A 26,012-nucleotide genomic window follows, 5' to 3' on the forward strand; every position below is an offset into this window, starting at 1 on the left:
CCGGGAACATCAGGTGATGCTTCTCCCACGATGACTGTGCAGATCAGGAACGCGACCGACGCCGACTGGGCGGCCATCTGGCCGTTCTTCCACGAGATCGTCACCGCTCGCGAGACGTATACCTATGACCCCGACGTCACCGAGGCGGACGCCCGGGCGATGTGGATGTCGCCGATGAGCTTCCCGCTGGGGCGGACCACGGTCGCGGTCGATGCCGACGGCACCGTTCTCGGCAGCGCGAACATGTACCCGAACCGTCCCGGTCCCGGCGCGCACGTGGCCAGCGCGAGCTTCATGGTCGACGGCAAGGCTCGCGGCAAGGGCGTCGGCCGGCTGCTGTGCGAGGACATGATCGCGTGGGCCGGACGATCCGGATTCCGCTCGATCCAGTTCAACGCGGTCGTGGAGACGAACGCGCGCGCCGTACACCTCTGGCAGGCACTCGGCTTCCGCATCGCCGGCACCGTTCCCGAAGCCTTCGACCATCCCACCCTCGGGTACGTCGGCCTGCATGTCATGTACCGTCCACTGCCATGACCAGGGCGCGCCGGATGTGGAAGGCGCTCGAGCCGTATCACGCGGTCACGTACTTCTCCCCGGAGACGCGGAAGGCGACCGACGCGCTGGGGCTGAAGGGCGGCTGGATGAGCTACTTCGGCTGCCGCGCGGCGCCTCTCGGCGCGGTCGGCCCGGAGTTCGTCGCCGCGGTGTTCTACAACTTCCACCCGGCGATGGTCGCCCGTTCCCTGCCGGACGCGTGGACCTACGCAACCCCGGCCCAGCTCCTCGACGCACGCCTGACGGCTGTGGACAACGCGGTACGCCGGTTGTTCCCCGACGCGCCGCCATACCAAACCGTATGGTCTGGTGAAGCCGTCAAGCGGGCGGCCGAGCTGGCTCGCCGGGCGGCCGAACTCGCGCCGGTCGCCGGGCGGCCGATCGCGGCGGCCAACGCCGCGCTGGAGTGGCCGGACGAGCCGCATCTCGTGCTCTGGCACGCGACCACGATCCTGCGCGAGTCTCGCGGGGACGGACATGTCGCAGCGCTGGTCGCGGCCGAGCTCAGTCCGTGTCAGGCGTTGGTGACGATCTCCGCCGCAGGCGGCCCGGCCAAAGAGGTCTTCCAGCTCAACCGCCGGTGGAGCGACGAGGAATGGGCTGCCGCGTCGGACGATCTGGCGAGCCGCGGACTGCTCGACGCTGATGGCACGCTCACCGACGCCGGGCGGGCACTGCGACAGCAGGTGGAGGAGACGACGGACGCGCTGGCCGATCAGGGCTGGCGTGCGCTGGGCGACGACCTCACCGGCGAGTTGCACGACGCCGTACGCCCGATGAGCGCCGTACTGATGTCGGCCGGGCTGATCCCGGCGGACAACCCGATGGCTATGCGCTGGGACTGATCCGGTCGGCCAGCGTGCGGAGCGACTGAGCGAGCTGGTCGCCGGTCGGTGCGCTGTCCGGATCGAACATGCTCTGCGCGACCACTCCGAGCAGCATCGCCTGCAGTAGTGAGCCGATCGCCTGGACCTCCTCGGGGTCGGCATCCGGATCGACGCCGCCGAACATGTGCGCCAGACCTTCGCGCGCCTCACCCTGCATCTTCGTCAGCTCCGACACCAGCTCGGGCATGCTCGCACCGAGGCTGAGGACCTCGAACTGCGTCGCCCACAACGCCCGCAGCCGCGGGTTGGACAGACTGTCGATGACCTGACGCCAGGTCGCAACGAACTGCTCGTGCGGGCCGCCGGGGACCGCACGGACATCTGCGGAGCCTTCGCCACCGCTCACCGCGGTCGCCCACTCGTCGGTCAGCAACGCTCGCAGCGCCTCGTTGAGCAGCGTCTCCTTGGACCCGAAGTGGTAGCCGATCGCGGCCAGGCTCACCCCGGCGGCGGTCGCGATGTCGCGCGCGGTCGTCCGGCTGTAGCCCTTCTCCAGCAGACACGCCTTCGCGCCCTCGACCAGCGCCTCGCGGTTACCCATGCCAGCACTCTAACACGCCCGTCTCACACAAATGTCTTGCACGTTTGTCTAAGACCGTCGTACAGTCGTGGCACAGCAACTACTTCTGGAGGGTTCCGATGACGACAGTTCTGATTTCCGGCGCGAGCGTGGCGGGTCCGGCCCTGGCGTACTGGCTGCAGCGGTACGGCTACACCCCGACCGTGGTCGAGCGCGCTGCGGCGCCGCGATCCGGCGGTTACGCGGTCGACTTCCGTGGCGCGTCGATGACCGTGCTCGAGCGGATGGGCATCCTGGCCGAGGTCGAGGAGAAGGCGACCCGGATGGGCACGATGACGTACGTGAAGGAGTCCGGCAAGGCAGCCGCGACCACCTCGTCCGAGGCGTTCAGCGGCGAGCTGGAGATCCTCCGCGGCGATCTGGTCGACATCCTCTACAACCTGACGAACGGCAGCACGGAGTACCTGTTCGACGACTCGATCGCGTCGCTGGACCAGGACGCGGACGGGGTCGACGTGGTGTTCGAGAGCGGGCTACGTCGGCGGTTCGACCTCGTGATCGGGGCGGACGGGCTGCACTCGAACGTACGGCGCTTGGCGTTCGGCGCGGAGTCGTCGTACATCCATGACCTGGGGTACTACGCCTCGGTCTGCACGGTCGCGAACCACCTCGACCTCGACCACAACGGTCAGATCTTCAACGTGCCAGGCAAGACCGTCGGCACCTACAGTGCCCGCAACAACACCGAGGCGAAGGCGCTGTTCTACTTCACCTCCTCGGACCTGAAGTACGACCGGCGGAACGTGCCGGCGCAGAAGGCGATCGTCGAGGAGCAGTTCAGGGACCTGGGCTGGGAGGTGCCGACGCTGCTCGAGGGGATGCGGACCGCGCCGGACTTCTACTTCGACTCGATCAGCCAGATCAAGCTGGACAGCTACTCACGCGGCCGGATCGCGCTGGTCGGCGATGCCGGGTACTGCGCTTCGCCGCTGTCCGGGATGGGTACGAGCCTGGCCGTCGTGGGCGCGTACGTGCTGGCCGGTGAGCTGCACGCGGCCGGCGGGGATCACGAGCGGGCGTTCGCGGCGTACGACGTGCGGATGAGGGACTTCGTGGTGGCCTGTCAGAAGCAGGCGGTCGACGGGGCAATGTGGTTCATCCCGGCGAGCAGGTGGTTCATGAAGCTGCGCAACCTGACCTTCCGGGCGATGCCGTACCTGCCATGGCGGAACGTGATCCGGGACATGTCGCTGAAGGTCGGCAACGCGATCGAGCTCACGACGTACGAGGATTCGTCCGGAGGCCGGCCACGGCCGCGCGCAGGACGGCGTCAGTGAGCGCGTCGAGGATGCCGGACTCGAGCTTCCAGTGCTGCCAGTACAACGGCACGTCAATGTACTTGCCTGGAGCAACTTCTACCAGACGGCCGGCGGCCAGCTCGGGGCCGGCGAGCTGGTCCTCGATCATCCCCCAGCCGAGGCCGATCCGGACCGCCTCGTGGAACGGCGCGGACGCCGGGATCGCGTGCGACGGAGGATCCAGCTTGCGCCGGGTCACCTTGCGCACCAGCCGGTGCTGCAGCACGTCCTTCTCGTTGAACACCACCATCGGCGCCTCGGCAAGGGCCTCCGGCAACGGTTTCCCGGTCAGCCAGCGCTCGGCATACTCCGGGGTCGCGAGCGGCAGGTACCGCATCTTGCCGAGCGGCACGACCCGACAGCCCTGGACCGGTCGCGGATCGGCGGTCACCGCGGCCAGGACCGTGCCGTTGCGGAGGTACTCCGCCGAGTGCTCCTCGTCCTCCTGGTGCACCAGGAACCGGGCGTCGTGGGTCCGTGACAGGTCGAGCATCGCCGGCAGGAACCAGTTGTTGAGCGAGTCCGCGTTCACGGCGAGCGGGATCCGCTGCGCGTCGACCGTGCCGCGAACGGCGGCGATCGCCTCTAGCTCGAGCAAGGAGACCTGGCGCGCCAGGCGGAGCAGCGCCGCACCCGCCGCGGTCGCTCTGGCCGGCTTGCCGCGCATCACGACGACCTGACCTAGACGGCTCTCCAGGGCCTTGATCCGTTGGCTGACCGCGGACGGCGTGACGCGCAACCGCCGGGCGGCGGCGTCGAAGCTGCCCTCGTCGACGACCGCCACGAACGTCTCGAGCTGCACGGAGTCGAACTGCATGATGAAGCAATCCTAATGCCACTTCAGAATCTTTAGCTGGTTTGAAGCAGCCCGATTACCTACCGTCGAAGACATGCCCCTCCTCGCCGGATTCGCCACGTCGATATCCCTGATCGTCGCGATCGGCGCCCAGAACGCTTTCGTCCTCCGCCAGGGCCTGCGCCGCGAACACGTCCTGCCGGTCGTCCTGACCTGCGCACTCTCCGACGCACTCCTGATCTCCAGCGGCATCCTCGGCCTCGGCGCCCTCCTCACCCGCAGCCAACTCGCCCTCGACATCGCCAAGTTCGGCGGCGCCGCATTCCTCTACACCTACGCCGCCCTGGCCGCCAGGCGTGCCTTCAACCCCGGCGCGATCACCCCCGCCGACCACGCCCCCGCCGCCCTCCGCAGCGTCGTACTCACCTGCCTGGGCTTCACGTACCTCAACCCGCACGTCTACCTGGACACCGTCGTACTGCTCGGCTCCCTGGCCAACCAACGAGGCACCGACGGCCGCTGGCTCTACGGCCTAGGAGCCGTAACCGCCAGCTTCACCTGGTTCTTCGCCCTCGGCTTCTCCTCCGGCAAACTCACCAAAGCCTTCGCCCGCCCACGAGCCTGGCAATTCCTCGACACCGCAATAGCCCTCATCATGGCCACCCTGGCGACGTGGATGCTCCTCCCCTGATATCCACAGGCCCAGATCTCAGTTGGTAGCCACCCGCACTCTCGGATAAACTATGCGTAGCAAGACCAGCCCCTCTGCCCGCTCGGGCACGGGCTGGTCGTCTTTTCCGGGGGATTCACGTGACTTCCTACGTCAAGCCACACCTGTCCTTCGATGCCCAGGTCCAGCTACTTCAGAGCAGAGGCATGGTCATCGACGATCCTGCCGCTGCCGCTCAGCTGTTGAGCGCAATCGGCTACTACCGACTCAGCGGCTACTGGTACCCGTACCGTCGCCAGCTCGGTCCGAGACAACGCGACGACCAATTCGTCGCGGGCACCAACTTCGCCACGGTCGTCCGGCTGTACGACGCCGACCGGCGGCTCAAACTGCATGTCCTTGATGCGATCGAGCGAGTCGAGATCGCGCTTCGAGTGATGATCGGCTTCACCCTGGGCAAACGCGGCGCGTACGCGCATCTCGACCCGGCCAACCTGGACGGCCAGTTCACCCAGCCCGCCGGCGGACGCCGGAGCATGTACGACGCGTGGATCGCGAAGGTGCTGGATGCGCAGGGACGATCGTCGGAGGACTTCGTCGTGCACTTCCAGCGGAAGTACGACGGCCGTCTGCCGGTCTGGGTTGTCACCGAGATCCTCGACTTCGGCTCCACAGCACATCTGTACCGCGGCCTGAAAGCCGCTGACCGCAACTCGATCGCACGCGAGCTCGACATCGTCGATCAGGCCGGACAGGGCAACGGACACACCCTGGGCAACTGGCTGCGAGTACTGAACTACGTCCGCAACATCTGTGCACACCACTCCCGGCTCTGGAACCGGCACATGGTCAACAAGATCGGTTCTCGACAGCTCGCGAGTATCTCTGAGCTTCGGCACCTCAGCCGGCCTGAGGTGTCCCACCACCGGATCTACTCCACGCTGTGTGTCCTCGCGTTTCTATTGGAGCGGGTTGGGCGGGGGGACTGGGTTGTGGGGTTGCGGGAGTTGGTGGGGGTTGAGGTGCCTGGGTGTGGGCGCAGTTTGTCGGAGATGGGGTTTCCGGTCGGGTGGGACGGGTGTTGGCCGTGGACGTGACGGTGTTGTGTGATGCGGTGGCGGTGTTTCCGGAGGGGGTTTCGGAGGCTTTGCCTGGTTGGGGGGTGGGGCAGGCGGAGTGGACCGGGGAGGTGGTGCCGGGGAATGTTCGTGGGGGTGGGTGGTTGCTGCATTTTCATAGCTATTTGGTGCGGTCGGATGCGGGTGTGGTGCTTGTGGATGCGGGGGTTGGGCCGGCGGGAGGGGAGGCTGCTGAGTGGTTGGGGGTTAGTGGGCGGTTGCCGGGGTTGCTGGAGCGCGTGGGGGTCGGGGCGGCGGATGTGGATGCGGTCGTTTTGACGCATGTGCATCTGGATCATGTGGGGTGGGCTTCGGATGGGGTGCGGCCGGCGTTTCCGCGGGCGGAGTATGTCGTGCAGCGGGACGAGGCTGAGCACGTGCGCGGCGGGTCGACGTACCTGAGCAGGATCCGGCCGATTGAAGAGGCTGGGCAGTTGCGGGTGGTGGAGGGTGAGACTGCGCTGCGCGGGATGCGGTTGGTGCCTACGCCGGGGCATACGCCCGGGCATCAGTCGGTGGTGACGGATCGAGCGGTGCTCGGTGGTGACGTGTTGGTGCATCCCGCGCAGGCTCGGTGGCCGGAGCTCACGTATGTGTACGAGCGGGATCCGGCAACAGCCGTGACGTCTCGGCGTGAGGTGCTGGCGATGGCGGCCGCGATGGGCATCCCGATCGCGGCGGCGCATCCGCATGCTGCGCTGTCGGCCGACGCCATGCCAGTCGCCGCCGCGGGCACCGGCGACGACGTCTGCCCGCCGTACAACCTCTAGCCGTACAACCTCTAGCGGTAGCCCGTGGTGTCGGCGGGTTTGCCCGCCTGTTCGACCTCGGCGATGTAGCGCCACGCGTCCGGCCGGCTGCCGTCGAGGTCCGTGAAGCCGTAGAGCTGCGCGAGTTCACCGCTCGACGTCGACTTGCCGTTCCACCGTCGTAAGTCGGGGTCCGCGGCGAGCGCCGCCACCGCGCGGCCGACGTACGACGGGCTCTCCGAGATCGCGAAATGTGGGACCTTCGATGTCGCGTCCCGCCAGTTCTCCTCGCGTACGCCGAACCCGTCGAGCATCGCCTCGGACCGCAACCACCCCGGCGTGAGCAATACGGCGGCCGCGTCGTACTGCTTCAACTCGTGCGCCAGCGCGAACGCCATCCGGCTGACCGCTCCCTTCGCGACGTCGTAGAAGAACGAGACGCGATAGTTCGAGGCGTTGTACTCGTTGGTGCCGTCCGTCATCTCGACAACCAGCCCGCCAGGCGTCTTGATCAGCAACGGCAGCGCGAAGTGACTGGTGATCGCGTGCGTGTTCACCCCCAGCTCCAGCAACCGCAGACCGCTCTCGAGCGAGCTCTCCCAGACAGTCTTGTCCCAATCGGGCTCGCCGTGCTGCCCCCAGATGTCGTTCACCAGGATGTGCAGCGCGCCCTGCTCGGCCTCGATCCGCGCCACCAACTCACGCACCTGGGCCGGATCGAGATGATCCACCGGTACGGCGATGCCGCGCCCGCCCGCCTTGTCGACGAGCTCGGCCGTCTCCTCGATCGTCTCCGGCCGCTTCATCTCCGACTGCCGGCTCCGGGTGGTCCGGCCGGTCACGTACACGGTCGCGCCGGCCGCACCGAGCTCGACCGCGATCCCGCGTCCGGCTGCCCGGGTCGCCCCGGCGACCAGCGCCACCTTGCCCGCCAACGGTTTCATCACGCCTCCATAATCCATACGCTGTACGATTATGTACCATACGGCGTATGAATACCGTCGGCAAGCGCTCCGGGCGCCCCCGCGCCGGGGAGGAGCGGCTCAGCCGGGAGGCGATCCTGACCGCTGCGCTGCGGATCGTCGACGACGAGGGCATCGACGCGCTGACCATGCGGCGACTCGCGGCGACGCTGAAGGTCAACCCGATGTCCCTGTACCACCACCTGCCGAACAAGGCCGCCGTACTGGCCGGCCTCGCGGAGCTGGTGTTCGCGGGGCTCGAGCTACCGGATCCCGGCGACGCCGTGCCGTGGGACGAGCAGCTCAAAGAGGCCGCCCGGGCCTACCGCAACGGCCTCCGCCAGCACCCGAATCTGGCGCTGCAGGTCCTGTCCGACACGTCCGCGGTCTCGGACGTCGTCGTGGTCACGATGGAGCCGTTCTACCGCGCGCTCGACCGGGCCGGCCTGTCACCGCGGCAGATCTTCGAGGCGGCCAACACGCTGATCGACTTCATCCACGGGTTCAGCCTCGGCGAGGCGTCCGTGCGTTCGGAGACGTTCGAGCTGGCGCCCGACCTGCTCACCCGGGTCCGCGCCCTGCCTGCCGACAAGGCGCCGACGCTGAGCCGGATCGTCGGCGGGCTCGGCGTCGAGGGTCTCGCCTACGACTTCGACAGCGGATTCGAGTCCGGGCTCTCCACGCTGACTGCGGGCATCGCGACCACGGCCCGGCGCCGGTAGCGCGAGATCGCGACACCGACCAGGCACAGCACCCCACCGCCGTAGGCGAGCGGCGCCGGGCTCTCGCCGAGCAGGAGCCAGCCGAGGAAGATCGTGATCGGCGGGACGAGGTACGTCGTGGCGCCCATCCGGCCCGCAGTCGTCCGAGCCAACGCGTAGGCCCAGGTGGTGAAGGCGATCGCGGTCGGGAAGGCCCCCAGGAACACGACCCACCAGATCGTCGACGGCCGCGCGTCGCCGACCTCATGAACCAGCGTCGGCCCGAACGGCAGACACGCGACGGCCCCGATCACACACGACAACCAGGTCACCTCGAGCGCAGGCAGTCGCGCAAGCAGCGGCTTCTGGGAGACGACACCGATCGCGTACGCCGCCGCGGCCACCAGGCACAGTACGACGCCCCACGTCTCCGCACTGCCGCTGGACGACGAGAGCCCGATCAGAACCACCCCGGCGAACGCCACCGCGCTCCCGATCACCAACTGCCGCGGGAAGCCCTCGTGGAGGAGAACACCCGCCAGCAACGCGATGAGCAGCGGTCCGATGTTGACGAGCATGGCCGTCGTACCGGCGTCGAGGTGGCGCTCGGCCTCGTTCAACGCGAGGTTGTACACACCGAACCAGAGCAGGCCGCACGCCAGCAGGAACTTCCAGTCACCCTTCGCGGGCCAGCGCCGCGGCCGGGTGAACACGAAGATCCCCAGCAGCACACTGCCGACCAGCAACCGCCCGAGCGACAGCGCACCGGCCGAGAACTCCTGGCCGACATGGCGGATGGCCACGAACGCCGACGCCCACAACACCACCGTCACCGCCGCGGCAGCCAGCGCGCCCTGTTTCCTCATACTGATGTAACGCCGTCTCTGCTCATGATGTGAGGTTAGGACCCGGACACTTCGGCGTCCGCCGAATTACGCGGCGCCGGCAGCGCGAAGGGTACGACGAACGCCGTCAGCAGGACCGGGATCGTCAGTCCCGCGACCAGCACCGACATCGTGAACCAGATCGACCCGAGCGCGAACCCGCCGTACACCGCGATCGCGAAGATCTCCGCGAAGAAGCCCGACACCGACGTCACGGTCGCCCGCGCCGGACCCGTGATCGCATCCTGCAACCGCGATTCCGACACCACGATCACCAACTGCATCAGTCCGTAGCCGACAGCGATGGGCAGGAATCCCCACGCCGACCCGCTCAGCGCTCCGGTCGCGATCAGCACCGCAGTGGCCGCGAGTCCTACCGCGAAGGTTGCGGCAGGCAACTTGTACACCGAACCGGCCAGCGCACCACCGATCGCCTGTGCAGCAACGGTTCCGGCGATCAGCAGCGGGATCACGCTGGTCGCCGCACCGGTCTCCCGGGCGAGCAACGGGAAGTACTCGTCGAACGCGAGGAATCCGCCCAGCAAGGCCACCAGCGCAACGGCTCGCCGCACCAGCCGGCTCGTCAGCACCTCCGCCACGCCCGACCTCAGCATGTGGAGGTAGTTGCCGAACGCCGCCCGAGCACCTGGCTCGTCCGACTCGCGGGCGTCCTCGACGGCGCGCGCCTCAGGCAACGACCAGGCCACACCTGCCTGTGCCAGGCAGCTGAGCACACTCACCACGCCGGCCAGGACGTAGCCGCCGAGGTTGAACAGCGGTGTCGCGAGAGCGGTCGCCGCCAGGTTCATCACGAAGGACGCCGAGCGGGCGCGACCGAGCAGAGTCGCATAGTGCTCGGTGCGGCCGCGCGCGGCAAGCTCGTCGTACACGAACGCTTCGTACGTGCCGGAGATCAGGGCGGACGACGTGCCCCAGAGGACGAAGCCCAGCGCGAAGCCGGTGAACGACGGCAGCGTGATCCACGCGGTGTACCCGAGGCCGCTGATCAGAGCGCCGAGGATCAGCAGCTTGCGCCGCGAGTACGTGTCCGCCCAGGCGCCGGACGGCACCTCGAGGACGAAGCCGGTCGCCGACCAGATGACGAACAGCGTCGAGATCTGGGCAGCCGACAGTCCGTGATCGGCGAACAGCAACTGGTACAGCGGGTAGAGCGGGATGAAGTCGTGCAGCGCCTCGAAGGCAATGACCCGGGCGAACAGACTTCGATCAGTGCGTCAAAGGTGCGGACTCGGCAGTCTCATACAGCGAAGATACGCGAAAATGACGCGCGCATCAGCTGAAATATCGGTCAGAGTAGGGCGATGGGACAGGTCAGCGAACGGTTCTGGGCGAAGCTGCCGGAGGGCAGCCGCGACGCCCTCGTCAACGGATTGAGCCAGTCGGAGCTGCAGTCGGTGCTGCTCGACGTGACCCGCGCGCGGGCCGCCAAGGTGACACCGGCGCGGCTGTTGCAGCGCTGGCAGCAGGACCGGTTCGTGCGACCGTCGACCATCGACCCGCGCGAGCTGGTGAAGACGCAGCAACGCCTGTGGGCGTCGCTGCCGGAGAAGTTCGAAGGTGTCCAGCTGTCCCCGGTGACCCCGCTCGGCACGTGCTCGGCGATCGCGACGATCAACCAGCACCAGGTCGTCAGCACCATCCGCGGTACCGAGGTCGCGAGCGATCCGACCAACGAGCTGGCGATCGAGGCCGCCGTACGCCGTCGGGCCGGGCAGGATCGTGTGCACCTGGCGGCGTGTCAGCGGGTGGTTCGGGCGCAGCAGTTCGACGGGCCCGGGATGTCCGCGCATTTCGAGCTGTTCGTGCTGGTGTCGAGTGCCCGCGACACGGGCTCGTGCCGGACGGAGGCCGAGCTGCTGATCGACCACCTGCGGTTCTGGCACGACGTACTTGGCGACAAGGCCGAGCTCAGCTTCACGGCGTTCAAGGAGTCCGCATTGCGGGACCGGATCGAGGACACGGTCCGGCCGGCGCTCGGGGTCGCGTTCACCGAGGACACGGACCGGACCAAGAGCGGGAGCTACTACGCCGGGACCGCGCTCGGCATCGACCGCGCCGGCGCGGGCCTGGGCGACGGCGGCTTCACCACGTGGACCGCGGACCTGCTCGGCGACGCGAAGGAACGCTGCCTGACCTCCTGCATCTCCACCGAGGGCCTGACGGTCACCGGAGCTTGAGCAGCCCCGCGTCGGTCGGGCGGAAGCCACACGCGTCCAGGTAGAACGCGGTCAGGTGCGGTTCGAAATCGACGTGCAGCCATTCGCAGCCGGCTCTGCGCGCCTCCTCGGCAGCGGTCAGCACGAGCTGCTTGCCGATACCTCGCCGGCCGTGGTCCGGGTGTACGGCGGTGTCCAGCACGAACGCGTGCGCACCGCCGTCCCAGCACACCTGCACGAACCCGACCAGCTGCTCGTTGCTAAAGGCACCGACCCAGGTCAGCGCCCACCGCTCCAACCGCTCCGCCCAGGCGTCCACCTCGGGCTCGCTCTCGAACGCCGCTGCGTGCAGCGCGGACAACTCCTGGTCGTCCACCGGGAACCGCACGACGTACTTCACAGAAGCTCCAAGGCAGCTTCGAGGCGAGCGTTCCAGCCCACAGCCTCACCATCGGGCAGGTCAGACGCACTCAGGTACCCCTGAACCATCACAGACGGCATGACCGCACTGAGCCCGTCGCTGGTCCCGTAGGCGGTCAACGCCTCCTGCCAGCGCTCGGGCTCCACCGACGAGACCAGGAACCAGGCGAGATCCAGTATCCCCGGCGCCGCCGACACGTCCTCCCAGTCCAGCAAGGCCACCACACCGTCAGGCCCGGTCCGCATGTTCTGCGCCGAGGCATCACCATGAGCCAACGTCAGCGCCCCCGCCTGCCCCACGGCCGTCTCGACCTCAACCACCCGGCCAACGAGGCCCTCGCCGAACGAACGCACCGAAGCCGACAGATCAGACCGCCCAGCCAACTCGGGCCAGCTCCGGTCATAGAGCTCGGCAACCAACTGTTCCCCAGCACCGAGCGGACGCAACCATCCCCACTCGTTGTGCGCCCGTCCTGCCCACCGGTCGTGCAACTCGCGCAGCACCGACGCCGCGGCGCCAGGCTCTGCACCAGCCGCCCAGTCCGACAGGTCCTCCAGCACCAGCAGAGTCCCCTCGGGCCCCGACTCCGACTGATAGCACTCCGGCACCCGCACGCCGACGACCGGCGCGATCTCCCGATAGAACCGCACCTCGGATTCGAACATCTGCAAGACGTCCGGAATCGAGCCAGGGACGGCAGGCTCTCGCCGCTTTATGTGAGTACGCACGCCTCAGTGCTTATCAGGACAACCGTGCTGTCCTCCATCAGATTTAGCCGATCTCGCGCCACCCGCAGCCCGGCGAGGGTGGCCGCACCGCTCGGTCCGGACGAGATGCCGGCCGTCTGCAGGTCGTCGACCGCCTGGAGCGCCGCGTCGTCCTCGACGGTGATGGAGTAGTCCAGACCCGAGCGCAGTACGGGCCAAGCGAGGCTGGACGGAGTACCGCAGTTCAGGCCGGCCATCACAGTCTTGCCCGTCGGGATCGAGAGCAACTCACCGGCGAGCAGGCTGGTGGTCACACAAGATGCGCTGGCCGGCTCGACACCGAGAAGGGCGGGCGTCACCGGACCACTGCGGTAGTGCGTCACGGCCGCCTGCGCGATCGAGCCCACGCCCATCGGGACAACGACCAGGTCAGGCTGGACGTCGATCTCCCGGAACAGCGTCGAGTACCCGTCGACGATGTACTGCGGAATCACCTCGTACCCGGGCCAGGCGGAGTCCTGGATCAGGAGGCGATCCTCCCCCGCGTACGACGCCGCCTCGGCGACCGCACCGTCGTACGAATCGGGCACGACGGTCACCGCTGCACCTTCGGACCGGATGGCATCCACGGACGCATCGCTCACCACGTCCGGAACGAAGACGTGAGCCGCCAGGCCGAGCATCGCCGCCCGGCGCGCGACGGCGCGGCCGTGGTTACCGTCAGTCGCGGTCACCAGCTCGGAAGCGCCCGGGCGATCCTGCAGCGCGCGATGGATCGCCCACCACGCACCCAGCGCCTTGAACGCGGGCAGCCCGAGCCGATGCGACTCGTCCTTCACGAGCACGCGCCCGACCCCCAGCTCGGCGGCCAGAGCCGGGACAGGGGTCAGCGGGGTGGGCCGGTAGGCCGGGAGGCTCTGGTGGAACGCCAGCACCTCGGCCGGGGCAGGCGTCGTACGCCAGGACCTTGCGGCCGGGTTGTCGTACCAGTGCGCCAACTACGCGACCAGTGCGAACGCCTGGGCCGTAGCGGAGTACGCGCGGGGCCCCGAGGGGATCCGCTGCACGGACCGGTCCTCGACCCGGATCGCGGCGGTCTGCAGCCGGACCGGCAGCGTGGACCGTACTGCGGTCGCCAGGTCGAACTGCACCTCGGCCAGCAGGTCGGACAGCTCCAGCTCGAGCGCGCGGCAGATCGCGGCGAGGATCTCCGAGGAGGGCTCCTTGCGGCCGCGCTCGATCTCGGACAGGTAGGGCACCGACACCTGGGCCAGCTCGGCGAGCTCGCGCAGGGTGATCCCCCGCTCGCGCCGCAAGCGGCGGAAGACGTTCCCGATCACCTGGCGTAGCAACACGTCTGGCCCTCCTCGCCTCCGGATGTCCTATACCGAGTGTGCCATCCCTTGTGGGTCCTCCGCGCCAGATATGCCCTGAGCAGATTCCTGCTCACCAGGTGAGCGCCTGCTCGAGGTCGGCGGTGAGGTCCTCAGGGTCCTCCAGGCCCAGGCTCAGGCGGAGCAGTCCGTCCGACGGCTTGGCCTCGGCGGCCACCAGGCGGTGCGTCAGCGCGGCGGGGTGCTGGATCAGGGTGTCAACGCCGCCCAGTGAGACCGCATGGGTGATGAGCCGCAACCGGCGAGCCACCCGGGACGCGGCCTCGAATCCACCGGACAGGGTGAAGGCGAGCACGGCCCCAGGACCGGATTGCTGGCGGCCGATGAGGTGCTGGGAGTCGGTCAGGCCGGGGTAGTAGACCTGCTCGACCGTCGGCTGGGCGGACAGCCAGTCCGCGACCTTGATTGCGGTTGCCTGCTGCGCCCGTACCCGCACCGGCAGCGTCTGCAGTCCCCTGTGCAGTTCGTACGCCGCCAACGGATGCAGCAGGCCCCCTGTTACTGCGCGGATCTGCCGGAGCCGGCCGACCCACTCCACGCCGGCCGCGACGACGCCACCCATAACGTCACCATGACCGCCGAGGTACTTGGTTGCCGAGTGCAACACCAGGCTCGCCCCGTGCCGGGCCGGCTGCTGCAGGACCGGCGTCGCGAAGGTGTTGTCCACAAGCACGGGTACGCCGCCGGCCGCCGACGCGACGGCGGCGATGTCGACGAGGGCCACGGTCGGGTTGGCCGGCGTCTCGACGATCACCAGACCCGTGTCGGGGCGGATCGCTCCGGCGACTTCGCCCGGCTGTGCGTAAGTCACGGTTGTCCCCAGGAGGCCTGTGGACAACAGGTGGTCGGTGCCGCCGTACAGGGGCCGAACGGCGACCACGTGCGGACGTCCCGCGGCGACACTCGCGAGCAGGCAGGCGGCGAGTGCGGCCATGCCCGAGCCGAAGGCGACCGCGCCGTCGGTGTGCTCGAGCTCGGCAAGAGCTTCCTCGAAGCGGGCGACGGTCGGGTTCCACAGGCGCTGGTAGACGAGGCTGCCGCCGTCCGGGCCGCGCCCCTCCGCGAGCGCGTCGTACGACGCTCCGCCGGTGTTCACGTCGGGGAGCGGATACGTGGTGGACAGGTCGATCGGCGGGACGTGGACGCCGAGAGCGGCCAGGTCGTCGCGACCGGCGTGGACCGAACGGGTGTCGAGCTGGGTCATGGCTGCCTCCTCACCGGGAGCTTGGAATCTTCTGCGGGATTAGTGCAATAGTTCCGAAGAAAATTCGTCCACAGTGTCATCCACAGCCTGTGGATTCTGTGGATGGGCCCTAGAGTGAGGGCATGCCGAAGGATCGTCGGAGCCCTGGACCGGCTCCGCGACCGGCTCCGGGCGGGCTCGACGAGGTCGACCGGAAGCTGGTGCGACTGCTGACCGCCGACGGGCGGATGGCGAACAACGCCCTCGCCGAGGCGACCGGGATCGCGCCGTCGACGTGCCTCACCCGCGTGCGGTCGCTCCGCGAGCGCGGGGTGATCCGCGGCTTCCATGCCGACGTGGATCTGGGCGCGCTGGGTCAGCCGCTGCAGGCGCTGATCGCGATCCGGATCGGCGCCCACTCGCGCGACGAGATCGACCGCTTCCGGACGAAGGTGCCGACGCTTCCGGGCGTGCTCTCGCTGTTCCATGTCAGCGGAGCCAACGACTACTTACTCCACGTCAGCGCAGCCACCCCGGACGCGCTCCGGGAGTTCGTCCTCGACCACTTGACGGCGGACCCGGCCGTCTCCCATGCGGAAACCAGCCTGATCTTCGAGCACATCCGAGGGATGCCGGACGCGCACCACTGACCAACCTCGCCCGAACCGGTAGCGTGCGGCTGAGGCGAGCGGGTACGGCCCGCTCGACGCGGGGTTGATGAGTGCTGGAGGTCCGCGATCAGCGCGGCTTCAGCCCCCAGGCCGCCGCCAGCAGCTCGTAGGAGCGGCGGCGTTCGGCAGGGTCGTGGATGTTCGTGGTGATGATGAGCTCATCCGCGCCGGCCGACTTGGCCCGGCGAAGGAGGTCGGCGGCCACCTGGTCGGGCGTGCCGACGGACACCAGGCCGGCCCACTCCTCGACCGCGGCCTCTTCCGCCTCGGACCACGGGTAGGACGCGGCTTCTTCGGGCGAAGGAAGCGGCCCCGGGCGGCCGGAGCGGAGGCGGAGCATGGAGAGGGCGTTCGCCCGGGCCAGGGCCTGGGCGCGTTCCTCGGTCTCGGCGACGATCGCGGCCAGGGCGAGCATCGCCTGCGGCTCACCGTCGTGCTCGAGGCGCTGGAAGTTCTCCTTGTACGCCGAGATCACGCCGGCCGGGTCAAGCGTCCCGAAGTGCCCGGCGTACGCGAACCCGGTCCCGAGCGCGGCCGCCGCCTGACCGCCGTACGTGCTCGAGCCGAGGATCCACACCGGCGGGAGCGGTACGTCGTCCGGCTGGGCGCTGATCGGCTCGAACGGATGCCCGGCCGGGAAGCCCTCGACGTACGCGCGGAGTTCGGCGTACTGCTCGGTGAAGTCGTCAGCACCGAGGGCCTCACGGCTGCGGCGCAGCGCGAGCGCCGTGCGCTGGTCGGTGCCCGGCGCCCGGCCGATGCCGAGGTCGATGCGGTCCGGGTACAGCCCGCCAAGGACGCGGAAGGTCTCCGCGACCTTCAACGGCGAGTGGTTCGGCAGCATGATCCCGCCGGATCCGACCCGGATGCTCGAGGTGGCGGCGGCAACCGCGGCGATCATCACCTCGGGGCTCGTGCTCACCACGCTGCGGATGTTGTGATGCTCCGCCAGCCAGTAGCGGTCGTATCCGGCCGCCTCCGCGGTCCGGGCCAGCTCGAGCGTCTCGTGCAGTGCCTCCGACGGCCGCGTGCCCGACGGCACCGGCGAGAGGTCGAGCACGGACAGGGGCATCGGTTCGGCGCTCACGTCCATGGGCAACCCCCGCCGTGGGCGACCTATTCCTCCGGATCCCCAGCCCATCTCAATCTGCCGCGCCGGCGCCGGCTGAGCGTGGACCGCGCAGACCACCGCGATTGTGATGGCGTGGAGATCCGCCTAGCCGGGGTACGGCGTGTTCGCCCGGGCGTCGCGGAGGGAGCGGGCCCACCAGGCGAGCTGGCGGAGCATCGCGGCCGCGGCGGCCGAGGTGGTCGGGTCGGTGGGGTGGCCCTCGGCGGTGAAGTCCTCCTCGCGGAAGCCGAGGCTGTCGCGGATCGTCACCGCGTGCAGCTCGCCGAAGACGAGTCTGAGCTGCTCGGCGGCGCGCAGTCCGCCCGACCGTCCGCCGTACACCACGAATCCGACCGGCTTCGCGTACCAAGGCCGCCGTACGGCGTCGATCGCCGTCTTCACGTCGCCCGGATACGCGTGGTTGTACTCCGCCGTGACGATCATGACCGCGTCCGCGTCGTCGATCCGCTTCGGCAGCTCCGCCAGCGGAGTCGCGCTCAGATCGATGAGATCGAGCTTGAACTCGTCCGCCCGGTCAACCTCACGCGCGAACCAACGCGTCACCGCGGTCCCGAACCGCCCACTGTCCAGATTGCGCGTCAGCACGACGAGGCGCAGCGGATGAACGGTCACACCAACGACGCTAATACCTCAACAAGACTTCAGGTCAAACCGTCTCACCCGAGGGACGGGTACGGCGGTTCCTCCAGCCCCGGCTGCTGCCGCCGCGCCCGGTCCGGCGCAAGCCGCAGCCCGGCGAAGGCCAGCACGGCGACCACCGCCGTCAACGCGGCGATCGGCCAACGCACCCCGCCCGGCACGTAGTCGCCGTTCCAGAACAACAACGCCGCACACGCGGCTGCCGCGCCCAGCGCAGCGCCGAAGCCGGCCCGGCGGCTGATCACCAGAAGGACGAGCGCGACCAGGGCGACGACCACGACACCGGCGGCAGGCACCGTGGCGAAGATCGTGAAGTAGCCGTGGGCATCGCAGACGGACGCATCGCACGGCACCGAGAGGACGACGATCGGCTGGACGACGGCGGCCGCGATGGTTGCGGACATCGCGACCGCGTTGGCAGGCCAGAGCCAGGCTCTACTCATCTGTTCCGGGCGGGGACGGGACAGATGGTGGCGCGGAGGGTGGGGCAGATGGCTCGAGCGATGACTGGGCGGCGTTCATGAGCGTGGTCTGGTCTTCGAGGACGCCGACGGTCTGCCAGGACTTGGTGACCGCGGCGAGTTGGGCGGAGTCGTCGCCGAAGAGGGCGCGGGCGGTGGCCTGGGTCGCTTCGGCGAACTCCTTGAACGACGCCGTCTCCGAGAGATTGCCCGAGGTCAGCGTGCCGTACCAGATCTTGCCGGCGTCGTCGTACGCGTTGCCGCCGATCTCCGTCGCGACCAGGTAGAACGCACGATTCGGGATGCCCGAGTTGATGTGTACGCCGCCGTTGTCGTCCTCGGTGTCGACGTACCCGGACATGTCGGCCGGCTGCGGATCCTTGCCCAGCCGCGGATCGTCGTACGCCGTGCCGGGCGCCTTCATCGATCGCAGCGCGACCCCCTGGACGCCGGGCAGGAGCAGCTCCGCGCCGATCAGCCAGTCGGCATCCGCCGCGCTCTGACCCGCCGCGTACTGCTTGGCGAGCGATCCGAACACGTCGGAGATGCTCTCGTTCAGCGCGCCGGACTGGCCGTCGTACGCGAGGTTCGCCGTGTACTGCGTGACGCCGTGGGTCAGCTCGTGCCCGGTGACGTCGATCGATGCGGTGAAGTTGCCGAACACCTCGCCGTCCCCGTCGCCGAACACCATCTGCGAGCCGTCCCAGAACGCGTTGTCGTACCCGCGGTCGTAGTGCACGGTCGAGATGAGCGCGAGCCCCGCGTCGTCGATCGAGTCGCGGCCGAAGCACTCCTTGTACAGCGTCCAGGTCGCGCCGGTGCCGTCGTACGCCTGGTTCACCGTCTTGTCCTGGACCGGGTCGTCGTCCTCGGAGCGGACCAGCGTGCCCGGCAGGTCGGTGCCGTGCTCGGCGTCGTACACCTTGCGCTGCCGGCCGTCCGCGGCCTCCGTCACGGCCTCCCGGCGGGCGGCGGGCCGCGTTCGCAGTACGGCGTCGTGCTGCAACGACTGCCGGAACCGGGCACGGAGACTGGGGTCGCTCGCGGACCGCTCGAGCTGCTCGAGCAGGTACGGCGGGATGATCGAGTGGAACACCACTACAGGAAAACCCCGCAAAGGGATAAACTCAAGGATTTGTGGCTGCCGCGCGCGGCGTCATTTCCAGAAACACCGAAATGCGGCCTGAAAGCCAACCGGACGCATTTTAACACAAGGGGTTTGAATTGCCGAATCCGGTCGATGCCGAACAGGCTTACCTGACCACGTTCTACGCCGCGCTCGACAGCGAGCGCGAGCGCACGGATGCCCGGACCGACGACGAGCAGCTCGTCCACACCCGCAACGCGCAGGCCCTGCACCAGCGCGACGGACGCATCCGTGACCTCAAGCTCCGCCAGGCCAGGCTGAACTCCGCCGAGGAAGGCCTGTACTTCGGCCGCCTCGACACCGCCGACGACGAGATCCTGCACATCGGCCGGATCGGCCTGCACGACGAGGACTACGAACCCCTGCTGGTGGACTGGCGCGCCCCGGCAGCGCGGCCGTTCTACATCGCGACCGCGGTGGCGAACCACGGCGTCGTCCGCCGCCGGCACATCCAGACCCGGTTGCGCCGCGTGGTCGACGTACAGGACGAGCAGCTCGATCTGGGCCGGGAGGCGGCCGACCCGTCCAAGCCCGGCACCGGGGTGATCGGCGAGGCCGTGCTGATGAAGGCGCTCGAGGCGCGCCGCACCGGCCGGATGGAGTCGATCGTCCAGACCATCCAGGCCGACCAGGACCGGATCATCCGTTCCGAACTGCCCGGAATCCTCGTTGTTCAGGGCGGTCCAGGTACTGGTAAGACCGCGATCGCGCTGCACCGGGCGGCATTTCTGTTGTATACGCATCGTGAGCAGCTGGAAAAGCGCGGAATTCTCGTCGTCGGGCCGAATGCGGCGTTCCTTCGGTTCATCGGGCAGGTGCTGCCTTCGCTCGGTGAGGACGGCGTACGCCTGGTGACGATCGCCGAGCTGTACCCCGGCCTGAACGCGACCCGGCCGGAGCCGCCGGAGAGCGCCGAGGTGAAGGGCCGGACGGTGATGGCCGACGTGATCGCGAAGGCGGTCGCCGACCGGCAGTGGATCCCGGAGCAGCCGGTTCGCGTCACGGTGGAGCGCACCGAGCTGACGCTCGACCCGTCCGTGTGCGCGGAGACGCACGCGCGGGTGCGCAATCGCGGCCTGACGCACAACCAGGCTCGGCCGTTCATCCTGAACGAATTCACCGACTACCTGACCAACCAGTACGCCGAGCTGATCGGCACCGATCCGCTCGACGGTGAGCAGCTGCTCGACGACTATGACCTAGCTGAGCTGCGCGCGGAGGTGCTCGCAGAGCCCGGCGTACAGGCGTTGCTGGAGCAGCTGTGGCCGTTGCTCAGTCCGCAGAAGCTGCTCGAGGACCTGTACGGCGACGAGGACCGGCTGGCGTCGGCGGCGCCGCAGTTGTCGGAGCTGGATCGCGAACACCTGTTGAGGTACGGCGACGACTGGAGTCCGGCCGACGTACCGCTGCTCGACGAAGCGGCGGAGCTGCTCGGTGACGACGGCACCGAGGCGGCGCGGGAGCGAGCTGCTCGGGCGCGCGCAATCGCTTATGCGCAAGGGGCGTTGGACGTGCTGAGCGGTTCGGGTTCGACCGACTGGGACGACGATGACGAGGCGGAGATCCTGACCGCGAAGGACCTGCTGGACGCGGAGGCGCTGGCCGAGCGGTACGAGGCCGACGACGACCGGACGCTGGCCGACCGGGCCGCGGCGGACCGGCGATGGACCTACGGTCACGTGATCGTCGACGAGGCGCAGGAGCTGTCGCCGATGGCGTGGCGGGCGATCGCGCGGCGGTGCCCGCTGCGGTCGATGACGGTGGTCGGAGATGTGGCGCAGACGAGCTCGATCGGCGGCGGGACTTCGTGGGCGAGTGCGCTCGGCGAGACGTTCGGCGATCGCTGGCGGCTGGCCGAGCTGACGCTGAACTACCGCACGCCGGCTGAGGTGATGGACCTGGCGAACGACGTACTGCGTGAGGTCGACCCGTCGGCGCGGGCGCCGCAATCGGTTCGCTCCACCGGGGTGAAGCCGTGGCACGCCGACGTACCCGCGGCCGAGCAGGCGCTGTACGTGTACAAGATGGCGGCCGAGGAGACGGCGTACGGCGAGGTCGGGGTGATCACGTCGCGCAACCGCCTGGAACTGATCGAGGAGGCGGTCGACGGCCTCAGCGGCGTCTCCGTCCTGACCGCACGCGAGGCGAAAGGCCTCGAGTTCGACTCGGTCCTCGTCGTAGACCCCGACGGCATCGTCGTCGAGTCCCCCCGCGGCCTCCGCGACCTCTACGTCGCCCTCACCCGCTGCACCCAACGCCTAGGCGTCATCGGAACCCTCCCAGACACCCTCCGCTACTCACCCGCCTGGGGCTGACGCCTCCGCAACGCCGCCCACCCGCACAAGTGGACGAGCGCATTCCGCCTCGACCTGTGGACGACGCAGAGTGACGAGGCTTCAATGGCTTGCGGGGGGAATCATGAATGGAGAACCGTATACACGCACGCATTGTCACCGGTGGAACGAGCGCGGTAACGCGACCTTGGCGGCTCTGGGAGGGGTGGCGGTCGGCGTCATCCTGGTGCTGCTGGCGTGGCTCGTGGTGTTGATGACGAAGGACGATCCGGCGACGCGGGCGACGAGCACGCCGCCGTCGACACCGGTCGCGGCGGCTTCGGCGCCGGCCGTCCCGGCGCCGGTAACGACGCGGACCGTCGTACCGAAGCCGTCGGTGCAAGGTACGTCGGCGCCGGCCCCGGCGGCCGGGGATGTCCGGTCGCTGCCGGCGGGGTTGTTCTGCCGGGACCTGAATGCCAAGGGATACAGCTACGTCGCCGCGATCGACTACTGGCGGTTGCACGGGCAGCCGAACCAAATGGATGCCGACCGCAACGGAATTCCGTGCGAGACCGTGTATCCGCGCAGCGATGTCGCCGCCTACTGGAACGGCCGTGAGATCAGCGGCGTCGTGTTCTGGTCGGCCGGGCTGTACTGCCGGGACCTGGCCGCGCGAGGTGCTTCCTACGCGGAGGCCGTCCGGTATTGGTGGTACTACGGCATGCCGGATCGGATGGATGCCGACAAGAACGGGATACCGTGTGAAACCGTGTACTCATCGGTGGCGGTCAACTCGTTCTGGTATCCGTGACGGGGCGGGTCTGGGTGGTCTTTCTGGCGGCGGTGGTGGTTGTCGCCGGTGGTGGGTTGTTCGCGTTGTCGGCGGCCGGCGTCTTCGACCGCGCCGAACCCACCGCCGCGCCCACACCACAGCCAACGACACCGTCCACAGGCTCTCAGCCACCGAGTAGCCCAGCTGTGACTCGCAGCGTTGGGCCGAGTGTTCGACCTCCTCAGCCGGTGCGTTCGCAGCCTGTGTCGGTGGTTCAGCGGTATGTATTTCCTGTTGGGGGTTGTAGAGCAGACGCCTCGCAGAGTCACCATGACTACCCCGCGTCCGACATCTTCGCGAAGGTCGGCTGTCTCTTCGTTGCGCCTGTTGACGGCAGGGTTGACGAGGTCACTCGCGTGGACAACTGGGACCCGAAGACCAACCGCGGACCCGATCGCGGTGGCCTTTCGGTGTCTGTGGTTGGGGTCGATGGCGTCCGGTACTACGGGTCGCACCTGTCGGCGATCGCACCCGGGATCCGTCCCGGAGTGACCGTCCACGCCGGCCAGACCTTGGGACGGACGGGGAAGACCGGCAGCGCCCGCGTCACCCCGCCGCATCTGCACTTCGGTATCAGCTGGCCGACCAAACCAGGCAGCTGGTGGATCCGCCGCGGTGCCGTCGCGCCGCAGCAGTTCCTGAACAGCTGGCACCACGGCGGCCAACTCTCACCCGTCAAGACGGTCGGGGTCGCCCGGCGCGCGTACGGCGTAGACCGCGGATGCCGCTCGTACTGCTGAACACCAGTGGTCTAGTCAGGTTGATTGGCCGCAGCGATCCAGCGTCGAAGAATGAGGGACCACCCGATCGCAGGAGGTTTCTCCGCCATGAAACCGTCCAGAATGCTTGTTGCCGTGGTGGCGGCCGCGATGGCCACCTCGCAGATCCCGTCCGTCGCCCAGAGCGCCGCACCGCACACCCAGGTGTGGGCCGCCCGCGCGTCGACCCACGTCTTCAAAGACTCCCTCCCGTCCGACACCGGTGGCAGTACGGCGCTCGCCCTCGACAGCGCGCGCAACGAGTTCGAGGCCGGGCAGGTCGTCATCCGGCGGGACCAGAAGTTCACGATCAAGCGCGTCACGTTCACGCCCTTGATCTCGACCGTCGGCCTGATCCCCACGGCGAACCTGACCTACAACTTCGTCAAGTACACGTCGCTCAACCACAACTCGGTGTTCGGCGGCAACCAGTACGTCTACGCGCCGAGCCGCCCCGCACCGGACGACTTCCCGGACGGCCTGTCCAATTCGCCGTCGACCACGGTCCCCGCCAACACCACGCAGCCGATCTGGGTCCGCATCCACGTGCCGAAGACCGTCAACGGCGGCGTCTACCGCGGCCTCGTCCGGATCGAGACCGACCGCGGCACCGAAGTACTCCCGCTCTCGATCGACGTCCGCCCGGTGACGATCCCGGATGCGAAGGACAGCGGGTTCACCGACGTCGAGTGGACGCTGTTCTTCGGCACGGTGTCGTACCAGGAGCCACCGGTCGAGACGATGCTGGCGAACTACGGCTTCTCGCCGTTCACGCCCAAGTGGTGGAAGCTCATGGAGGACTACGCGAATCTCCGCCGCGACTACCGCAACAACAACCTGACGCTGCCGATGGCCACCCTGCTCGAGGCAGGCAACACCACGGTGGACCCGGACGGCACGGTGCACTTCGACTGGTCGAAAGTCGACCAGGTGGTGAAGTTCTTCACCGACCGCGGCACGGTCAGCCGGCTCGAGGGTTTCTGGGTGAACGGCGGCCCGAACTACTGGACGCACTGGGACGTCGAGACCCTGGCCCGCGACGCCGACGGCAAGACCGTGAAGAAGTACGTCCCGTGGACCTCCCCCGAGGCAGACCGCTGGATCCAGCAGTACGTCGGTGCGCTGCGGGATCACGTCCACCAGATGGGCTGGACCGACAAGTGGTGGATGCACATCGGCGACGAGCCGCAGGGCGACTCCGGCCGTGAGGGCTGGAACGGCATCTTCGACAAGGTGAAGGCCGTCTGGCCGGAGGTGAAGATCGGCGACGCCACGTTCCACGACCCGGTCGCGTCCGAGGTGAGTCAGCGCGAGGACATCACGATCCCCAACCTGCTCAACTACGAGTCGAACCCGAAGCCGTTCGACGACGCACGGGCCGCGGGCAAGGATCTGTGGCTGTACAACTGCAACATCCCGACCCTCGGTTTCCTCAACCGGTTCATCGACCAGCCGGAGTACTACCAGCGGCTGATCGGCTGGCTGGCCGCGGCGCGCAACGCGAACGGCCACCTGCACTGGGCGTTCAACAACTGGAACATCGCGATGGACGACGAGGACGTCAAGGGCGACTACTGGGTGGTCAACCCGGACAAGGAGCACAACCTCCTGGAGCGGACCATCCGCCTCGAGTCGATGCGCGACGGGATCGAGGACTGGGAGGTCGTGTCGATCCTGAAGAAGACCCACCCGGATCTGGCCACCGACCTGGCCAAGGCCCTGGCCAGTACGCCGGGCACGTTCACCGGCGATGTCACCTACCTGGACCGCATCCGCTCACTCGTGCTCGACGCCGCCGCGGGACGTCCGATCCACGCGCCCGAGCTCGCCGCTCAGGTCGGGGCCGGCGCCGACCTCGGCTCGCAGTACCAGGTCGACGGCGTGTTCCTGAAGTGGGGCGCTCAGCATCCGGCGGAGTACACGATCCAGACGTCCTACGACGGCGTGAACTGGGTCGACGCGGCTCGTCGTACCGCGGCGAACGGCGGCGAGGACTTCGTCGGGCTGAACGCCAAGGCGCGGTACATCCGGTTGCAGTCGGACGGGCTGATCAGCTTCAAGGTCGCGGGCGCCAAGCTCCCGCAGCAGAATCTGGTCGCCGGACGGACGTACACGAAGTCGTGGACGCCGCCGGCCGGGTTCCCGGACTCGACCGGGCTGGAGTCGACCGACGGCGTCATCTCGGACAACTGGGGCGACGGCCGGCCGTACGTGATCCAGGGCGCCGACGGCGAGACGAAGTCCTTCGACGTCGGCTTCGACCTCGGCGCCCGCAAGACCGTTCGCCAGGTGGACGTCCAGGGGTACGTCGAGTTCTCGGGCTATCGTCCCGACACGGTGCGGGTGCTGACCAGTGACGACGGCGAGCGCTGGACCGACCGCGGCGGCGTGACCCGGCCGAACGATGCCTCAGGCAACCGTTTCGAGGTCCGCTTCGCGCCGGTCCGCGCCCAGCACGTGAAGGTGGCCTTCACCCGCACGTTCACCAAGGCGGCCGATGGGGTGTTCCTCGACGACATCGAGGTCTACTAGCGGGGCCGCCCTTCGCGGAGCATGCCGATCGACTTCTCGACACGTCGCTCGCGGGTGGCGTCGGTCTTGGCCGACGTCACCTGCAGCACATGCCACTGCCGGTTGCTGTAGCTCAACGTCTCCCAGAACGCCTGCGCCTTCGCATCGGCCGCGAGCGCGGCAGCCAACGGCTCCGGCACCTCGAGCTCCCGCGGAGCCGTGTCGAGCGAGACCTCGACCTCGAGTACTTCGCCGGCCGCGACTCCCGCTTCGGCACGCCGCTCCGCGCTGAAACCAAGCAGGTACCGCCCGCCCATCCGCGCGATCGACGTCCGGAACGTGAATCCTTCGACGGTCACGCTGACCTTCGGCCGTCCGCCGCCTCCGAGCGCCTCGACGACACTCTCGGGCACCTCGAAGCCGGCGGTGTTCGTCCCGGTGGACAGCAGTTCGGCGGTGAACTTCATCTCACCATCATCCGAGTCCACCAGGCCATGTCG

Annotated in this window: 28 protein-coding genes; 13 read left to right on the plus strand and 15 right to left on the minus strand. The window is 68.5% G+C overall.

All coding sequences use genetic code 11. The features are described 5' to 3' along the window. The first annotated feature begins 30 nt into the window (after positions 1 to 30). Positions 31 to 537, plus strand: a complete 507-nt coding sequence (locus ACIA58_RS05670; RefSeq protein WP_396402404.1) for a GNAT family N-acetyltransferase — start codon at positions 31 to 33, stop codon at positions 535 to 537. Next, positions 534 to 1,403, plus strand: a complete 870-nt coding sequence (locus ACIA58_RS05675; protein WP_396402405.1) for a hypothetical protein — start codon at positions 534 to 536, stop codon at positions 1,401 to 1,403. The genes ACIA58_RS05670 and ACIA58_RS05675 overlap by 4 nt, the downstream gene beginning before the upstream one ends. Here ACIA58_RS05675 and ACIA58_RS05680 read toward each other — a convergent pair. Beyond that, the gene (locus tag ACIA58_RS05680; protein WP_396402406.1) at positions 1,387 to 1,986 is read right to left on the minus strand and encodes a TetR/AcrR family transcriptional regulator; all 600 of its coding nucleotides are present in this window, start codon (positions 1,984 to 1,986) and stop codon (positions 1,387 to 1,389) included. The genes ACIA58_RS05675 and ACIA58_RS05680 overlap by 17 nt on opposite strands. Positions 1,987 to 2,084: 98 nt before the next feature. On the opposite strand from ACIA58_RS05680, the gene ACIA58_RS05685 reads away from it, so the two are divergent. Continuing rightward, the gene (locus ACIA58_RS05685; protein WP_396402407.1) at positions 2,085 to 3,302 is read left to right on the plus strand and encodes an FAD-dependent monooxygenase; all 1,218 of its coding nucleotides are present in this window, start codon (positions 2,085 to 2,087) and stop codon (positions 3,300 to 3,302) included. On the opposite strand, the gene ACIA58_RS05690 is transcribed toward ACIA58_RS05685, so the two are convergent. Beyond that, positions 3,241 to 4,140: a LysR family transcriptional regulator ArgP gene (locus tag ACIA58_RS05690; protein WP_396402408.1), complete on the minus strand. Its 900-nt coding sequence runs from the start codon at positions 4,138 to 4,140 to the stop codon at positions 3,241 to 3,243. The two genes, ACIA58_RS05685 and ACIA58_RS05690, sit on opposite strands and share 62 nt — an antisense overlap. Positions 4,141 to 4,213: 73 nt before the next feature. Between ACIA58_RS05690 and ACIA58_RS05695 the strand changes: the two genes are divergently transcribed. From ACIA58_RS05695 to ACIA58_RS05705, 3 genes are all read left to right on the plus strand, one after another. Further along, on the plus strand, positions 4,214 to 4,810 hold the full coding sequence (locus tag ACIA58_RS05695; RefSeq protein ID WP_396402409.1) for a LysE/ArgO family amino acid transporter: 597 nt from the start codon (positions 4,214 to 4,216) through the stop codon (positions 4,808 to 4,810). A 119-nt stretch (positions 4,811 to 4,929) separates the two neighbouring features. Further along, positions 4,930 to 5,886 (plus strand): Abi family protein, encoded by a 957-nt coding sequence (locus ACIA58_RS05700; protein ID WP_396402410.1) that lies wholly within the window; start codon positions 4,930 to 4,932, stop codon positions 5,884 to 5,886. Between the two features lie 149 nt (positions 5,887 to 6,035). Beyond that, positions 6,036 to 6,677 carry an MBL fold metallo-hydrolase gene (locus tag ACIA58_RS05705; RefSeq protein WP_396402411.1) on the plus strand — a complete coding sequence of 214 codons (642 nt, stop codon included), beginning with the start codon at positions 6,036 to 6,038 and terminating at the stop codon, positions 6,675 to 6,677. Between the two features lie 11 nt (positions 6,678 to 6,688). Here ACIA58_RS05705 and ACIA58_RS05710 read toward each other — a convergent pair whose 3' ends face one another. After that, entirely contained in the window at positions 6,689 to 7,600 is a 912-nt protein-coding gene (locus ACIA58_RS05710) for an SDR family oxidoreductase (protein ID WP_396402412.1), read from the minus strand. Between the two features lie 47 nt (positions 7,601 to 7,647). Here ACIA58_RS05710 and ACIA58_RS05715 point away from each other — a divergent pair, with 47 nt between their 5' ends. After that, positions 7,648 to 8,340: a TetR/AcrR family transcriptional regulator gene (locus ACIA58_RS05715; protein ID WP_396402413.1), complete on the plus strand. Its 693-nt coding sequence runs from the start codon at positions 7,648 to 7,650 to the stop codon at positions 8,338 to 8,340. Here ACIA58_RS05715 and ACIA58_RS05720 read toward each other — a convergent pair. Both ACIA58_RS05720 and ACIA58_RS05725 read right to left on the minus strand, forming a co-directional pair. Then, on the minus strand, positions 8,262 to 9,185 hold the full coding sequence (locus tag ACIA58_RS05720) for a DMT family transporter (RefSeq protein WP_396402414.1): 924 nt from the start codon (positions 9,183 to 9,185) through the stop codon (positions 8,262 to 8,264). The genes ACIA58_RS05715 and ACIA58_RS05720 overlap by 79 nt on opposite strands. A gap of 35 nt (positions 9,186 to 9,220) precedes the next feature. Then, a complete protein-coding gene (locus ACIA58_RS05725; RefSeq protein WP_396403313.1) occupies positions 9,221 to 10,423 on the minus strand; it encodes an MFS transporter in 1,203 nt (400 codons plus the stop codon). A gap of 102 nt (positions 10,424 to 10,525) precedes the next feature. Between ACIA58_RS05725 and ACIA58_RS05730 the strand changes: the two genes are divergently transcribed. Beyond that, positions 10,526 to 11,401 carry a hypothetical protein gene (locus ACIA58_RS05730; protein WP_396402415.1) on the plus strand — a complete coding sequence of 292 codons (876 nt, stop codon included), beginning with the start codon at positions 10,526 to 10,528 and terminating at the stop codon, positions 11,399 to 11,401. On the opposite strand, the gene ACIA58_RS05735 is transcribed toward ACIA58_RS05730, so the two are convergent. From ACIA58_RS05735 to ACIA58_RS05755, 5 genes are all read right to left on the minus strand, one after another. Next, entirely contained in the window at positions 11,388 to 11,780 is a 393-nt protein-coding gene (locus ACIA58_RS05735; protein ID WP_396402416.1) for a GNAT family N-acetyltransferase, read from the minus strand. The genes ACIA58_RS05730 and ACIA58_RS05735 overlap by 14 nt on opposite strands. Next, on the minus strand, positions 11,777 to 12,466 hold the full coding sequence (locus tag ACIA58_RS05740; protein WP_396402417.1) for a phosphotransferase: 690 nt from the start codon (positions 12,464 to 12,466) through the stop codon (positions 11,777 to 11,779). The genes ACIA58_RS05735 and ACIA58_RS05740 overlap by 4 nt, the downstream gene beginning before the upstream one ends. Positions 12,467 to 12,513: 47 nt before the next feature. Then, positions 12,514 to 13,506 carry a pyridoxal-phosphate dependent enzyme gene (locus ACIA58_RS05745; RefSeq protein WP_396402418.1) on the minus strand — a complete coding sequence of 331 codons (993 nt, stop codon included), beginning with the start codon at positions 13,504 to 13,506 and terminating at the stop codon, positions 12,514 to 12,516. Beyond that, the gene (locus tag ACIA58_RS05750) at positions 13,507 to 13,863 is read right to left on the minus strand and encodes a helix-turn-helix domain-containing protein (protein WP_396402419.1); all 357 of its coding nucleotides are present in this window, start codon (positions 13,861 to 13,863) and stop codon (positions 13,507 to 13,509) included. 91 nt (positions 13,864 to 13,954) lie between these two features. Beyond that, positions 13,955 to 15,106 carry a trans-sulfuration enzyme family protein gene (locus tag ACIA58_RS05755; protein ID WP_396402420.1) on the minus strand — a complete coding sequence of 384 codons (1,152 nt, stop codon included), beginning with the start codon at positions 15,104 to 15,106 and terminating at the stop codon, positions 13,955 to 13,957. 122 nt (positions 15,107 to 15,228) lie between these two features. Here ACIA58_RS05755 and ACIA58_RS05760 point away from each other — a divergent pair, with 122 nt between their 5' ends. After that, the gene (locus ACIA58_RS05760) at positions 15,229 to 15,735 is read left to right on the plus strand and encodes an Lrp/AsnC family transcriptional regulator (RefSeq protein ID WP_396402421.1); all 507 of its coding nucleotides are present in this window, start codon (positions 15,229 to 15,231) and stop codon (positions 15,733 to 15,735) included. Positions 15,736 to 15,823: 88 nt separating this feature from the next. Here ACIA58_RS05760 and ACIA58_RS05765 read toward each other — a convergent pair whose 3' ends face one another. From ACIA58_RS05765 to ACIA58_RS05780, 4 genes are all read right to left on the minus strand, one after another. Beyond that, entirely contained in the window at positions 15,824 to 16,843 is a 1,020-nt protein-coding gene (locus tag ACIA58_RS05765; protein WP_396402422.1) for an LLM class flavin-dependent oxidoreductase, read from the minus strand. 129 nt (positions 16,844 to 16,972) lie between these two features. Then, positions 16,973 to 17,500: an NADPH-dependent FMN reductase gene (locus tag ACIA58_RS05770; protein ID WP_396402423.1), complete on the minus strand. Its 528-nt coding sequence runs from the start codon at positions 17,498 to 17,500 to the stop codon at positions 16,973 to 16,975. Positions 17,501 to 17,544: 44 nt separating this feature from the next. Continuing rightward, positions 17,545 to 17,931 carry a hypothetical protein gene (locus tag ACIA58_RS05775; RefSeq protein WP_396402424.1) on the minus strand — a complete coding sequence of 129 codons (387 nt, stop codon included), beginning with the start codon at positions 17,929 to 17,931 and terminating at the stop codon, positions 17,545 to 17,547. A 31-nt stretch (positions 17,932 to 17,962) separates the two neighbouring features. Next, positions 17,963 to 19,084 carry a M4 family metallopeptidase gene (locus ACIA58_RS05780; RefSeq protein ID WP_396402425.1) on the minus strand — a complete coding sequence of 374 codons (1,122 nt, stop codon included), beginning with the start codon at positions 19,082 to 19,084 and terminating at the stop codon, positions 17,963 to 17,965. A 128-nt stretch (positions 19,085 to 19,212) separates the two neighbouring features. Between ACIA58_RS05780 and ACIA58_RS05785 the strand changes: the two genes are divergently transcribed. The 4 genes from ACIA58_RS05785 (at position 19,213) to ACIA58_RS05800 (ending at position 25,533) form a co-directional block, all read left to right on the plus strand. Beyond that, the gene (locus tag ACIA58_RS05785; RefSeq protein WP_396402426.1) at positions 19,213 to 21,450 is read left to right on the plus strand and encodes a HelD family protein; all 2,238 of its coding nucleotides are present in this window, start codon (positions 19,213 to 19,215) and stop codon (positions 21,448 to 21,450) included. A 184-nt stretch (positions 21,451 to 21,634) separates the two neighbouring features. Continuing rightward, positions 21,635 to 22,222 (plus strand): hypothetical protein, encoded by a 588-nt coding sequence (locus ACIA58_RS05790; protein ID WP_396402427.1) that lies wholly within the window; start codon positions 21,635 to 21,637, stop codon positions 22,220 to 22,222. Positions 22,223 to 22,452: 230 nt separating this feature from the next. Continuing rightward, positions 22,453 to 22,983, plus strand: a complete 531-nt coding sequence (locus ACIA58_RS05795) for a M23 family metallopeptidase (protein ID WP_396402428.1) — start codon at positions 22,453 to 22,455, stop codon at positions 22,981 to 22,983. 87 nt (positions 22,984 to 23,070) lie between these two features. After that, entirely contained in the window at positions 23,071 to 25,533 is a 2,463-nt protein-coding gene (locus ACIA58_RS05800; protein WP_396402429.1) for a glycoside hydrolase domain-containing protein, read from the plus strand. Here ACIA58_RS05800 and ACIA58_RS05805 read toward each other — a convergent pair. Continuing rightward, on the minus strand, positions 25,530 to 25,979 hold the full coding sequence (locus ACIA58_RS05805) for a YdeI/OmpD-associated family protein (RefSeq protein ID WP_396402430.1): 450 nt from the start codon (positions 25,977 to 25,979) through the stop codon (positions 25,530 to 25,532). The genes ACIA58_RS05800 and ACIA58_RS05805 overlap by 4 nt on opposite strands. Positions 25,980 to 26,012: the final 33 nt, after the last annotated feature.

The organism is Kribbella sp. NPDC051586, assembly GCF_044453965.1.
In the GTDB taxonomy this organism is placed as follows: domain Bacteria; phylum Actinomycetota; class Actinomycetes; order Propionibacteriales; family Kribbellaceae; genus Kribbella.

Excerpts from the sequence above, each read along its gene's own strand:
- ACIA58_RS05670 (WP_396402404.1), top strand. The coding sequence starts at position 31 with ATGACTGTGCAGATCAGGAACGCGACCGACGCCGACTGGGCGGCCATC.
- ACIA58_RS05675 (WP_396402405.1), top strand. The coding sequence starts at position 534 with ATGACCAGGGCGCGCCGGATGTGGAAGGCGCTCGAGCCGTATCACGCG.
- ACIA58_RS05680 (WP_396402406.1), bottom strand. The coding sequence starts at position 1,986 with ATGGGTAACCGCGAGGCGCTGGTCGAGGGCGCGAAGGCGTGTCTGCTG.
- ACIA58_RS05685 (WP_396402407.1), top strand. The coding sequence starts at position 2,085 with ATGACGACAGTTCTGATTTCCGGCGCGAGCGTGGCGGGTCCGGCCCTG.
- ACIA58_RS05690 (WP_396402408.1), bottom strand. The coding sequence starts at position 4,140 with ATGCAGTTCGACTCCGTGCAGCTCGAGACGTTCGTGGCGGTCGTCGAC.
- ACIA58_RS05695 (WP_396402409.1), top strand. The coding sequence starts at position 4,214 with ATGCCCCTCCTCGCCGGATTCGCCACGTCGATATCCCTGATCGTCGCG.
- ACIA58_RS05710 (WP_396402412.1), bottom strand. The coding sequence starts at position 7,600 with ATGAAACCGTTGGCGGGCAAGGTGGCGCTGGTCGCCGGGGCGACCCGG.
- ACIA58_RS05715 (WP_396402413.1), top strand. The coding sequence starts at position 7,648 with ATGAATACCGTCGGCAAGCGCTCCGGGCGCCCCCGCGCCGGGGAGGAG.
- ACIA58_RS05720 (WP_396402414.1), bottom strand. The coding sequence starts at position 9,185 with ATGAGGAAACAGGGCGCGCTGGCTGCCGCGGCGGTGACGGTGGTGTTG.
- ACIA58_RS05730 (WP_396402415.1), top strand. The coding sequence starts at position 10,526 with ATGGGACAGGTCAGCGAACGGTTCTGGGCGAAGCTGCCGGAGGGCAGC.
- ACIA58_RS05740 (WP_396402417.1), bottom strand. The coding sequence starts at position 12,466 with ATGTTCGAATCCGAGGTGCGGTTCTATCGGGAGATCGCGCCGGTCGTC.
- ACIA58_RS05755 (WP_396402420.1), bottom strand. The coding sequence starts at position 15,106 with ATGACCCAGCTCGACACCCGTTCGGTCCACGCCGGTCGCGACGACCTG.
- ACIA58_RS05760 (WP_396402421.1), top strand. The coding sequence starts at position 15,229 with ATGCCGAAGGATCGTCGGAGCCCTGGACCGGCTCCGCGACCGGCTCCG.
- ACIA58_RS05775 (WP_396402424.1), bottom strand. The coding sequence starts at position 17,931 with ATGTCCGCAACCATCGCGGCCGCCGTCGTCCAGCCGATCGTCGTCCTC.
- ACIA58_RS05800 (WP_396402429.1), top strand. The coding sequence starts at position 23,071 with ATGAAACCGTCCAGAATGCTTGTTGCCGTGGTGGCGGCCGCGATGGCC.
- ACIA58_RS05805 (WP_396402430.1), bottom strand. The coding sequence starts at position 25,979 with ATGAAGTTCACCGCCGAACTGCTGTCCACCGGGACGAACACCGCCGGC.